Genomic DNA, 13046 nt, shown 5'->3' on the forward strand with positions numbered 1-13046 from the left:
TTCTAATTCCGTGAGCAAGCGAACTGGGCTTGACTCAATAGTAGGCAAAATCCGTCAGCATCGCGCAGGCTTCCATCATATAGTAGAACAGCCGTTCCTCCTTGTCATCATCCACCGTTTGCCAATCGTTCACCTTGACGACAACCCCGAGAAAATCATCTCCATCAATGGTGAGAGAAGCAAAAAGCTCTGCGACAGGATCGCCGTTCTCATCCACGGCGGCTCGTCCCATGAGCTTGCTGTAGTAAGGCTCCTCTTCATCATCCAGAAAATCATCGATCTCATCCTCATCTTCAGGATCGGTAGCCCAGTCCTCGCGGTCACTGAGAATATAACTTTCAAACCATGTCATCGCGGCCCGGCTTTCTTCGAGAGAGTTATTGCTGCGCGCAAAAATAATCATGGTGATGCCCTCGAAGGGACTGGAGGCTTCGATCAGAGTGTGGCCTTCGCTTTTTTCAATACTCAAGTCGCTTTGCGCCGGAATAGCAATGGAGGCGCCGGTATTCTCTTCTTGATAGACGTCGATGAGCTGTTCATACAAATCGTATAGGGTTGCCCGTTCGCCTTCGTCAAAGGACGCTTCATTTTCCGTTACCAGATCACGAATATACGCTTGCTCTTCTTCGAACATGGTGTCATAGACGTCCTTACAAGTCGCACGGTACTCGTGGGTAAAGACGATGGTATTGCCGTTGTCATCGACAAACGTAAAAGGCTCGTTCTCCGCCAATTCCGCCAGCACCGGATCATTTTCCAAATGCGGATTGTCGGCGCGCAGGCCGCTGTACAGCCGTTCGGAGCTACAGGCGCTGCGAGGAATGGCGGTCGAGCCCTCGCTCAATAATCTGGCAAAATTGCCGGCTGCTGGAATGGCCCAGATAAAACCTTTGCCGTTAATCGGAGGACCGCCGTCAACCAGGCCGACGATGTGTCCCTGAAAAGTCAAGGGCGAGCCGGAATGCGCTTTTCTGATGTTCTTTTCCTCAAACTTAAAAACACTGGTTTTCAAGGTTGGATAATTGCTCTGGCCGTCTGAGCAGAGCGCTTGCGCCAGGGCTGCCGAGTTTCGCTCGAGGCGATTATCCAATTGCTCCAGCGGCACGGCGCGATTGAGCTTGGTTTCTTTCTTATCCATGCGAAACATTTTTTCCGGCGCTTCCCAAAAATTGAGTGGCGTGTCCAACGGAGGATTGCCTGGATAAATTTTCAACGCCGGGATGTTGGGCGGGGGAGAGGCCTGCAAGCGCAGGAGGGCTAAATCAGCCGGTTTATAGGTTTTTTCAATCGCCGCAGAAAATTTTTGGTTTTTCCACACCACGGTTATCGGCGAGCGCCCGGCTACAACGTGAAGCGCGGTGACGATATTGCCCGGATTGCCGTAAGCCACGCCGTAGCCGGAGGCTTTGCCGGCATGCACCAGCACCACGGATTCTTGCTGACCCGCGGCGGGCGAAATCGCCAGCATCAAAGCGAATAACAGGAAGGTAAGTCCGCGAGCACTCAAAAAACGGTAAAGCACTCCTGGTGATTTGGGGAGAGTTGGCACGTGGTTATCTCCTAGAAAAGTTCACGCAAATGCAACACGATGGGTACGTTCACCCATGAGAAATGTGAGGTAGGACATATGGGTGCGACAAACCATGCAAAGAGAAAGATAAGAGAAGGAATCGCACCCAAGGTGACGGTAAAAATTGAACGAACGGAATATACACCGGCTGATTGAGCAAAGCGGGCCGCAAGCCTTGTGATACCGAACAACGGAGATCAGTTGCCGCCGGAGCCACTTTTAATCGGCTCGCCGCGGCTGCGCTTAAATTTAATGTGGCAGGTTTGGTCGCCGTCTGTTCCCGTCACCGTGTCGACTTCTCGTCCGGTGCCTTTATCTATGATCGTCCACACTTCGCCTGGCGCGGTGTTTTGCGTGGATGATAGCTTGGGCGCCAGATCAATGACAAAGTCGCTCCCGCGATTGATGCTGACTTCATACAGGCTCTCGTTCACGAACGTGATATTGCCCTGGGCGTTCGACATGATTCACCTCCTCCGATTAAGTTTTGATATGGAATGTTGCAGAAATATAACTATATTGTCTTGATTCGCAAGACAAATCTCTTGGAGACATGATTCTTGAGCCAGGGCCTTCGGCCATGAGAGTATTCTTCGCTTCCCTCATTCGTTTAAGCGGGCTATTGAGTTGGACAGTTTTGTCCGCCCAGTCTTTATTGCCGGTCTCGGACGATCAACTTCGATTTGAGCGGCTTTCCGTAGAGCAGGGACTCTCGCAGAACACGGTGCAGTGTATCCTGCAGGATCGCCGCGGCTTCATGTGGTTCGGCACGCAAGACGGCCTGAATAAATATGACGGCTATGCGTTTACTGTCTACAAACCGGATCCTCAGGACCCGCAAAGCCTAAGCAGCACGCGAATAGAATCGCTTTTCGAAGATCACACCGGAACACTCTGGGTCGGTACGGATGGCGGCGGCCTAAATCAATTCGACGCAGCCAGCGAGACCTTCAGGAATTATCAACACGATCCGAAAAATCGGCAGAGCTTGAGCAATAACCATGTTCTGACGATTTATGAAGATCGTGCTGGAACGCTTTGGATTGGTACGGAAAAAGGACTCAATCGCTTCGATCGTACGATGGGAGCCTTTAAACGATATCAAAACGATGCCAACAATCCAGAAAGCCTCGGCCACAATTCCGTCAGCTCGCTTTATGAGGACGAGGCGGGAGTGCTCTGGATTGGCACTTGGGGCGGCGGCCTTTCGCGTTTGAATCCTGCCGATCGAGAAGAAGGGACATTCGTTCATTGCCGGCACGATCCCGGCAACCGCCAAAGTCTGAGCGACAATGTCGTCAGAGCCATCGCAGGAGATCTGCAAGGAACGCTTTGGATTGCTACCAAGTCCGGGCTTTCTTGCCTGAGACGCGAGAATCGCGACACAGGAATTTTTCAGCGCTATCAATTTGATTCGAACAATCCTTCAGGTCTGAGTCATGACGACGTTTGGCCGGTTTATGTGGATCGCAACGGCGCGCTCTGGATTGGAACATATGGCGGAGGGCTTAGCCGCTTTGATGCGGCCACGCAAAGCTTCCGGCATTATCAGCATGACCCGCAAAACCCGTTTAGCTTGGGCAGCAATGAGGTTTATGCGATTCGTGAAGATCAATCCGGCGCGATTTGGATCGGCACGCGAGACGGCGTCAGCCGCGTTGATCGAACGCCGTTATCCTTCCGTCATTACCAGCATGATCCCAAGAATCCTCGCAGCTTGAGCGACAATTCCATCTGGACGATTTATGAAGATCGCGCCGGAAATGTTTGGATTGGCACGATGAGCGGCGGACTTAATTTGTTTGATCGCATCACTGAAACCTTCACGCATTATCAAAACGACCCGAAGGATTCTCGCAGCTTAAGCAACAACTCGGTGTGGACCGTTTATGAAGATCGCGCCGGTGATTTATGGATCGGCACACGAGGCGGGCTTTCGCGTATGAGCCGCGATGCCCGCGGCCAGGCGCGCTTTCGCAACTATCAACGCGATTCCAAGTCTCTTCAGGGTTTAAGCCACAATTGGGTGACCTCGATTCACGAAGATCGCGCCCGATCAGGGGTGCTCTGGCTTGGCACGTGGGGCGGCGGACTCAATCGCTTCGACCGCGCCACAGAAACGTTCCGGCATTTTCGCAATGATGCCAATAATTCCCGCAGCATCAGTTCGAATGCGATCTGGTTGATTCATGAAGATCGAGCAGGAAGAGTATGGATTGCGACGGAAGCCGAGGGCCTCGATGAATTTGATCCCGCCACCGAAGCCTTCCGGCATTATCAACATGATCCCAAGAACCCGAATAGCCTGAGCAATAATTCGATCTGGTCGATTCATGAAGATGACGACGGCGTGTTGTGGATTGGCACGCGAGCGGGGCTAAACCGGTTCGATCCCCAAACGGAAACATTCAAACATTATCGCGAAAAAGACGGTTTGCCCAATGAAGTGATTTATGGCATCCTGGGTGACGAGCACGGCCATCTTTGGTTGAGCACCAACAAAGGCCTATCCAAATTCGATCCCCAAGCCGAAACCTTTCGCAACTATGATGTGCATGATGGCCTGCAGAGCAACGAATTCAACGCTGATGCGGCATTTCGAAGCCGCAACGGCGAATTGTTTTTTGGGGGAATCAACGGCTTCAATGTGTTTCTTCCGGAGAGCGTGCGGGACAATCCTTACATTCCGCCTATAGTCGTCACGGGCTTAAAACGGTATAACACCGACGTTACCGGCGGCGCCGCGCTCACGGAAAAGGGAATAGCCGCAACGTCGCACATTTCTTTGACCTACAAGGATGAGATTCTCTCGTTTGAAGTGGCGGCGCTCAATTTTCGAAATAGCGCGAAAAACCAGTATGCCTATAAGCTGGAAGGATTGCATGATCGTTGGTTTCAACTCGGCGCCAAACGGGAAATCACTTTCACCAATCTTGATCCCGGCGACTATACGCTGCGCGTGAAAGGTTCAAATAACGACGGTGTGTGGAACGAGGAAGGCGCGGCGCTGCACCTCACCATCACGCCGCCGTGGTGGCGGACGAAATGGATGTATGCGTTTTACGCGGCCCTGGGCCTGGGTTTTCTCTTTGCCGCCAGAAGGTTCGAGCTGAATCGGCGTGAACAGAAGGCCAGAATCCGAGAATCTGAATTGCACGCGCAGGCGGCAGAAGCGCAAGCCAAGGCCCTGCAAGCGGAGAACGAACGCAAAGAATTGGAGCTGCAAAAAGCCGCCGAGTTGAAGGTGGCTTATGAGGCTTTGGGAAAAGCGCACGAGCATTTGCAGGCGACACAACAGCAGCTTATTACCCAGGAAAAACTGGCTTCGTTGGGCCAGCTCACCGCCGGCATCGCGCACGAGATCAAAAACCCGCTGAACTTTGTGAATAATTTTGCCGCGTTATCAGTAGAACTGGCGGCAGAGTTGCATGAGGAAATTGCAAAGATTATCGATAGTGGCGCAAATATCGCCGATCGCGACCAGCGCGCCGCGATCGAGGAAATTCTTGCCGCGTTGATGCAGAACGCGGAAAAAATCAATCATCACGGCAAGCGCGCCGACAGCATCGTGAAGAGCATGATGCAGCACGCGCGCGGGTCTTCCCATCAGCGCGAAAGCGCGAATATCAACGCGTTGCTGGAGGGTGCGGTGAATCTCATGTATCACGGCTTGCGGGCGAATGATGCTTCGTTCAATATTACCATTGAGAAGGATTACGATGAATCGATCGGCGAGTTGGAGGTGGCGCCGCAGGATTTGAGCCGGGTGTTCTTGAACGTCTTGAACAATGCCGCTTACGCCGCACATCAAAAGAAGAAAATCTCTCCCCAGAATTTTTCGCCAACATTGTCTGTCGCAACCAGAAATTTGAATGGTAAAGTCGAAGTCCGCATTCGCGACAACGGCAATGGCATTCCCAAAGATATTTGCGAGAAAATTTTTACGCCTTTCTTTACGACGAAACCGGCCGGTCAGGGCACCGGCTTGGGATTGTCGATCAGCTACGATATCATCGTGCAGCAACATCGCGGGCAGATCGAGGTGAAAAGTGAAGAAGGGCTTTTCACCGAATTTGTGATCAGCTTGCCAAAAGCAGAATGAATCCATCCTGCCCGTGTGACCCTCGCATCGCTGTTCCTGCCTGTTTTGGCACAAACTCTCCCAATCACTTTCCCGAGTTTCAGACACACGTGCAGACGTGCCGCCACGCTCTGTAGGCCTATAAAATTAGGCTGTGAAGACGTCCGGCCAAATTTTGTGTGCTCGGGCTTACGCACGCAAAAATCAAAATTTTTGCACAGATCGTTCTCGGTGTGAACCGTGCCCTCGCTCCCGTGATTTTCGTCTTTGGATGCGATAAGCTTTATAAACTAGAAGAGAGATGGTCGAAACGGCAAAAATTAGCAGTTATTCCGGCGAAGCTTTTCTGCAAAGGCCGTCCTTGCAGGTAAAGATGTGATAAATGAATTTTGTTGTTCCGGCGCATGCTGTTGCAATGAAGCTTGTTAGGCCGTAGAAACAGCCGAAAAATTTTGAAATCATGTTGCGGCAGGATTTTCTGCAAGGAGAACTCGGGACGATGGCAGGTTCGGGGTGGATGAAGCGATAAAACTTCTCCCCGGCTTGGCAACCTCATAGCAGTTTTTCATGAAGATGTTATTTGATGTATTAATTGGGAATCTTTTCTAGATCGCTCATACACGACTCTGGGATCCACACGATATATTCGATTTGAGCGATTAATCCTTCATTATTTCCATTTTCCTTTCTTGTAATCGACGTCCGGATTAGAGGCTTTATCCGGATTATGACAATTTCTGCTTGGCGCATTTGAATTTTGCTTGCGAAGAATGGGAAAAGCATTTTGGCATATTTTGTATGATTCGCAAGCCCTCGGGGCAACCGACTAAGCGGAACAATCTATTGACGTTCGTTAAGTCATTTGGCGAATATCGTTGAGAAATTTCTCGGAATTTCACGCGGTTTTGTCAAATGAATTGGCGAGGGTTTGCCCTTTTCTGAAACAGGCTGAAGCGCATTTTGATCCTTCGGAACCGATCAATTTTCGGTATCAGCAAGCTGGCTTCGCGCGATTTTAAGAATCTGTTTGCCTAACCCAACGATGGCGGGTTCATGCATTTGCCCGGCATGGAGGTTTGGGGCTGCAATGCTGGACGCTTCTGCGGATTAGAAAATTGGATACTTCGTTCTGTTTGTGCGTTTCAACACGGCAAGGGACATGCCAGAAATTAGATCGAGCATAGCAAGGAAACTGCCGTGACGTTTCCGCAGGAATGTACAAACGTAGAGAAACAAGAGTTTGTTGTTAAAAATATTCACAGCATGTCTGCGGCATTCGAAATTTGAAAAATGATGAAAGGGATATCATAAACGAATTGACCGCAAAAAGTTTTCACGCTCTGCGAAAATTTTTTGCATCGCCAAGATTTTAAGCGGGATGTTCCGTTCGGGGTAATAGGGAATTTATGAAGAATTTAACTTTCGCCGTGGGAGGACAGCGCCATGGTTACAAAATTTATTTCGTTGCGGGAAAATAAGTCCATTTTTGCCGCGTGGCGGGCGATTAACCTTTCGCTCAAATTGCTGATTTCAACGCCGCTTTTTTTGCTGGTGTTGCTGATTTTATTGCGGCTGCTGTTTTGATACTAACGCTTTGCCGATAACGCATATTCACCATCATTAATGGGGTTTGTCAACGATGTCACCTGGCGAACATTGGTATGCCATCTATTGCAAAAGCCGGCACGAACGCATCGTGCGCGACCGGCTCACGGCCAAAGGCATTGAAAATTACCTGGCCGATTACGTGACGCGCGTGAAGTGGGGAACGCGGTTGAGAAAATTCAAGAAAAATTTGCTGCCCGGGTATGTGCTGGTGCGGGCGAATATGCAACCGGACATTTATCTCACGATTTTGCAGACGCAAAGCGTGGTTAAGTTTGTTGGTCGTCCCTGGCCCAGGCTTTCGTGGATTCCAGATGAGCAGGTAAGAAGCCTGCGTTTGTTGCTCGAAAGCCATCAGCAATTCGAAGAAATTCCTTATTTCAAAGCGGGTGAACGGGTTGAGGTGATCGTTGGACCGCTGGCCGGCTTGCAGGGATTCATTCAAGGCCCCGCCAACCCCAAGCATCGCGTTATCGTGTCAATCGCTTTGTTGCGCCGCAGTGTGTCCATTGAGATTGATGCGTGTCTGTTGCGGCGCGCGAAGCATGTCCCGGAGTTAGTTGAAGAAGATGATGATGATGAATACGAGTGGGAAGAGGCGGCGTAATTGCTGTTTAGTGTTGCTGATGGACCGTTGTTCGGTTTCTCGTCTTTTGAAAGAAAACCTTCCGGGCGTTTAGAAGGCGGAGCTATGCTCAACCCAGAAGGGTTGGCTGTGGCACGGGCACGTGAAAAATTAGATTGGGTTACGGGGCGACGATCAGCAGAAATGCGTGAGGGCGTTGAGAAAGCGGAGCTATGCCAGGGAGTTGCGATCAGGTTTTCGCGGATGGCCGCAGGCAATGTCTTTACGCGTGCGGCGGAACGCGGTTTACTCATGGTATTTTACACCTTCGATCTCATTTATATGAAGCATAATCTGCTCAAGCGGCTTTTCTGCGCATCGGCTTTTTTTGTCCTGTTTATCCTGGCTGACAATGTGTCGGCGCAATCGGAAAGAGCCATTGAGCCTGGCAATGTTCTGGAAATCGTAGTCTTCGGCCATCAGGAACTGTCGCGCACCGTCACCGTTGCGCCCAGCGGCACAGTTGATTTTCCTTTTCTGCAAGATTTGCCGGTCAACGGTTTGTCGCTGAATGATGTGCGGGATATGATCGTCGCCCAGCTTTCAAAATACATTCCCGAACGCCCGATTGTGACGGTTAGCAAGGTGCAAAGTTATACCATTCCGGTGACGGTTCTCGGCCAGGTGAAAACGCCGGGTGAGCATAACATCGCCGTGAATGCGACGATTCAGGGCGCATTGGTCGCTGCCGGCGGCGCAACACATGGCGCGCAGCTCGACAAGATTCGCATTTTTTCCCGCGCTGCCACAAACGGCCACTTCACGGAAGTCAACCTGCTTGATTTTTTTAACAAAGCCAATCCCAGTTTGTTGCCCCAACTGGGAAAGGGCGACATCATCGTCGTTCCCGGCCATCCGCTCTCACTAGGCGCTACGGATCTCAAGGTACTCGGTGAGGTCAATCAACCCGGACCGTACACGGCTTATCAAGGCGCGAATCTATTGGATTTGATTTTTATTGCGGGCGGCCCAACACTCGAAGCCGATCTGAAAAAAACACGTATTCTGTCGCCGCTTAATCCCAGCAACCGGCAGAAAGAAGTGAACCTGGACAAATTGCTCACGGCGAAAGAGTTCAAGCAAATTCCCTTGATCAATCCCGGTGACATTGTTTACGTGCCCAAAAAGAAAAATTCGTTTGGCCGGATTTTTCTCAGCGTGGCGCGCGATGTGGTCAGCATCGGCTCTTTATTCTTGATTCTCGAACGCCTTTATGACGCTGCCAACAGAAGCGGCAACTCCAAGAAATGAAGCCGAACTCGCGTCGAATGAACATAAATCGCTTCAATCCTTTTGATCGTCGATTCGTCAATTTATGCAAACGATAACGGCCTCCACTAACGGCCATTTATCCTCGCCGGCAAAACCGGAAGCCCGGCAGGCCAATCCTTTTCGCGCCTATGTCGATCTGATTTACCGGCGCAAGTGGACCATTATCGTTGTTTTCATCATCGTGCTCGCGTCCACCGCAATTTACAATTTGACGCAGCCCGACGTTTATTTAGCCAAATCCGTTCTGATGATCGAATCGCAAAATGTCAGCATGGGAACCGGCGCGGGCATGGCGATTCGTGAGAACGTCCGGCCTCTGGGTTTCTATCAGGCGGTTCTGGGCAGCCGGCCGTTTCGCGAGCAGGCGGTCAAAAATTTTATGGACCACGCCCATGAATTGCCGCAACCGCCCTCGCCCGTCGACGTGCCGCAGTTGTTCAGCCAGAACTTGTCGCTCACCAAAGCGCAATATCTGGACTTCATCGAGCTGGGCGCCAAGGCCTTCGATCCTGATGTCGCCTATCTGCTCTGCACGGTTGCAACGCAAAATCTCAAGAACCGTTGCCAGGAGATCGAGCAGGAAGAAACCCAAAATGAAGTCAGTTTTATCGAAAATCAAATTTTATTGGCCCGGGGAAAACTAGAAGAAGCCGATCGCTCGTTGCAACAATTTAAGGACAAGGCCAACATCAGTGTTGCTGTGAAAGACGGTGATATTGTCAGCCAATTGGCGGGCCTTGAGACCAAGCTGGGGGAGGTGCAAGCCCAACGCGAAATGGCAGAGATCAACCTGCAATCGTACGAAACCCGCATCAAGCAAATACACGGTAATCGTACCACCAGTGCAGTTGACCTGGATGTGAATCAATCGCCCGAGGTTCTCCGGTTGAAATCCGAAATCACCCGTCTCGAACAGCAGTATCGCGAGTTGACCGAGCAAAGCAACTCCGGCAAGGGTAGTTTGATGGCAACAAGCGAGAACCAGGATGTGCTGGAGAAACTGAATGCCAAAAAAAGGCAATTGGTGCAGGCTATTGTGCGGTCCTCGGCCGCTCCTCAGGAAAATGTTGAAGCCGGTCAGGCTGAGCTTTCGCAATCGCTCGAAGAAAAAAGGGTGATGGAGCAGCTCAATATCTTTCTGCTCAGAAATCGCGAAGTGTATTATTCGCGCCTGGTGGAAAATTTCAAACAAAAGAATCCCAATATTGTGGATCGCGCCATGGAATTCACTCGGCTCTCGCGCGCTAAAACCGTGTACGAAAATTTGTATTCGTTTTTGATCGAGCGCGGCGAAGAAGCAAAGATCAAAGGCGCTTCCGGCACCGGCGGCATGCGCATCATCGATCCGGCGACGCGCCCGCTGAATCCTATTCCCAAGAATTTGCACCAAACGTTGCTGACGGCAACGCTTTGCGGCCTCGCCCTCGGCCTGGTGGTTGCCCTTGCCAAAGACAAGTTCGACAATTCGTTTCGCGTCGAAGACGATGTTACCGATACTTTGGCATTGCCCGTGCTGGGCTTGATCCCGGCCATCGAAGGAGGCATCATACCGCGCGACGGGGGATGGCGGACGCGCCTTTCTTCCTTGAATTTCAAGGGTATTTCCGATCAAGCGGCTCAATCCGTGAGATTTAGCGAGCGGCTGATCATCAACCTCAGCCCCAAAGATCCGATTGTAGAAGCGTATCGCACGCTGCGCACCAACATCGCTTTTCTCAACCCGGATCATCCGATCAAAAAATTATTGATAACCAGCACCGTGCCGAGCGAAGGCAAGACGTTGACTTCCGCGAACCTCGCGATTTCATTTGCGGAGATCGGCAAGAAAGTGGCGCTGGTGGATGTCGATCTGCGCCGGCCCAGCCAGCACAATTATTTCAACATCAACAAGACGCCGGGGCTGACCAATTACTTGTATGACGATATGCCCTTGCATGAGGCCATGCACGAATACAAAACGTCTCATTTTAGTTTGCATGTGCTTCCCGCCGGCAAGCTGCCGCCTAATCCCGTGCAAACTCTGACCTCCACCAGTATGCGCGAGTTGATTCAGGTGTTGTCACAAGAGTATGATATTGTCATTCTTGATTCGCCGCCGTTGATTTCTGTGACGGATCCCTTGTTGCTGGCGGCGCAGGTGGACGGCGTGCTGATGATCATCAAAGCCGGCTCCACCCCGCGTGAGGCGGCCTCGCAAGCCCTGGGCAAACTTCGCACAACGAAGGCAAATGTGCTGGGCGCAGTGTTGAACGACGTCGATGTCAGTCAGGGGTATGGCTATTATCGCTATTACTATTATTACCGCTATTATTACGGCGAAGAAGGCGGCAAGAAGAAACGCATGAAACGTGACACCTCAAAGGATTTACGCAAGATATAGCAGTCACAAAGTGGGGGAATGGGGAATGGGCGCCTGAGCCTGTCGAAGGCGAGCCTGTCGAAGGCGAGCAAGGGGTGATCGAAAGAGAATGGCAAGTAACCCTAAACCAGTGCTCCGTGAATGACGCCGTCACATAAGCGGAATAAAATACTTGCCATTTTCTTTCTGGGGTTTGTCGTATTCACCTCACGCGAATCGATTTTGCTCGGTGTGGGGAATTTCCTGATTGCAGGAGATGAATTGCAGCGGGCAGATCTCATTCACGTGCTTGGCGGCGATGTCGAGCGCATTGATTACGGGATTACGTTGTACCAACAGGATTATGGGGGGAAAATCCTGTTTACCGGCGGGCGCGTCGAGATTCCGCTGGCCGATGTAACATACTCACATTTGGCGCGGGAATATGCCCAAGCCCGGGGGATACCTTCTGAGAGTATCCTGCCCTTTGAATCCAAAGCCACCAGTACATTCGAAGAAGTTTTGGAACTGCACCACGTTTTGGCAAGCGACACCTCGCTTCAAACACTGCTAATTGTGAGCAGCCCTTTTCATCTGCGCCGCGCGCGCTGGATTTTTGAAAAGGCCCTGCCGCCTCGCGTGCAACTGCGTTTTGTGCCGGTGCCGTTTGAGCGCTCCCGGCATAAGCAACGCTGGTGGACGGCTGAACTATCTTTGCAGGCAGTGGTGAATGAGTATCTCAAGATTCCGTTTTATTTTCTGAAGTATTGAGGCGTTCACGCAAAGCCGCGAAGCCGCAAAGATTCAAACCATACAAAGCTTTTAATCGTTTTGTCCCAAATTGTTTTGCCTTGAATTTTTCATCCATTGTGTTGTTTCCATCCGTTGGGAAAATATTTTTGTAAACGGCGCGCTCACCTCATCGTTTGCATTTTTCTGTTTGCCATTTTCTTTTTGCTTTTTCGGCTTTTACCGCCTTTTCGCGAAACTACCCTGCTTGCTCTGGGAAACTTCTTAATCGTTCATGATGATCTTAAACCGGCTGAACTCATTCACGTGCTCGGCGGCGGCGACGTTGGCCGCGTCGATCACGGCGTCGCGTTATACCAACAAGGCTTGGGCAAAAAGATGTTCTTCACCGGCGGCCGGGTGGAGCCGCGCGGCATGTCTAATCTTCCCGATTCGTTCTTATCGGGAGATTATGCCGAGCTGCAAGGCGTAAGCCCCGAAGATATTCTGTTGCGTGGGGATGCCGCGGCAAATACGTATGAAGAAGCCGTGACCCTGCGAGATTTATTGGATAAAGAAAATGCCATTCATTCCGTCATTATCGTCAGCACGCCCTATCACTTGCAGCGCGCCCGTTGGATTTTCAACAAAGTGGCAGGCAATCGTGTTCACTTGCAGTATGCGCCCGTCCCTTTCGCCATTTCTCAATACAAGCAACGCTGGTGGGAGGACAAGCTCTCGCGCACGATGGTCAAACATGAATATCTCAAGCTCCTGTTTTACTTTTTGAAATACTGAGCATGGGAGCAACCAGCAACGAGCAACC

The 13046-nt window shown here is 51.1% G+C and carries 8 protein-coding genes; 6 read left to right on the forward strand and 2 right to left on the reverse strand.

Annotation, left to right across the window (positions count from 1 at the left end; all coding sequences use genetic code 11):
* Positions 1-34: 34 nt before the first annotated feature.
* The gene (locus FBQ85_01475) at positions 35-1549 is read right to left on the reverse strand and encodes a trypsin-like peptidase domain-containing protein (protein MDL1873834.1); all 1515 of its coding nucleotides are present in this window, start codon (positions 1547-1549) and stop codon (positions 35-37) included.
* 218 nt (positions 1550-1767) lie between these two features.
* Positions 1768-2034, reverse strand: a complete 267-nt coding sequence (locus tag FBQ85_01480) for a hypothetical protein (protein MDL1873835.1) — start codon at positions 2032-2034, stop codon at positions 1768-1770.
* An 89-nt stretch (positions 2035-2123) separates the two neighbouring features.
* Between FBQ85_01480 and FBQ85_01485 the strand changes: the two genes are divergently transcribed.
* From FBQ85_01485 to FBQ85_01510, 6 genes are all read left to right on the forward strand, one after another.
* Complete coding sequence (locus FBQ85_01485; protein MDL1873836.1) at positions 2124-5672, forward strand: GHKL domain-containing protein; 3549 nt, start codon at positions 2124-2126, stop codon at positions 5670-5672.
* A 1618-nt stretch (positions 5673-7290) separates the two neighbouring features.
* A complete protein-coding gene (locus tag FBQ85_01490) occupies positions 7291-7863 on the forward strand; it encodes a hypothetical protein (GenBank protein ID MDL1873837.1) in 573 nt (190 codons plus the stop codon).
* Between the two features lie 84 nt (positions 7864-7947).
* The gene (locus FBQ85_01495) at positions 7948-9132 is read left to right on the forward strand and encodes a hypothetical protein (GenBank protein ID MDL1873838.1); all 1185 of its coding nucleotides are present in this window, start codon (positions 7948-7950) and stop codon (positions 9130-9132) included.
* 64 nt (positions 9133-9196) lie between these two features.
* Complete coding sequence (locus FBQ85_01500; protein ID MDL1873839.1) at positions 9197-11533, forward strand: polysaccharide biosynthesis tyrosine autokinase; 2337 nt, start codon at positions 9197-9199, stop codon at positions 11531-11533.
* Between the two features lie 120 nt (positions 11534-11653).
* Complete coding sequence (locus FBQ85_01505; protein MDL1873840.1) at positions 11654-12262, forward strand: YdcF family protein; 609 nt, start codon at positions 11654-11656, stop codon at positions 12260-12262.
* An 84-nt stretch (positions 12263-12346) separates the two neighbouring features.
* Positions 12347-13018, forward strand: a complete 672-nt coding sequence (locus FBQ85_01510) for a YdcF family protein (protein MDL1873841.1) — start codon at positions 12347-12349, stop codon at positions 13016-13018.
* Positions 13019-13046: the final 28 nt, after the last annotated feature.

This window comes from Cytophagia bacterium CHB2 (assembly GCA_030263535.1).
Classification (GTDB): Bacteria; Zhuqueibacterota; Zhuqueibacteria; order Zhuqueibacterales; family Zhuqueibacteraceae; genus Coneutiohabitans.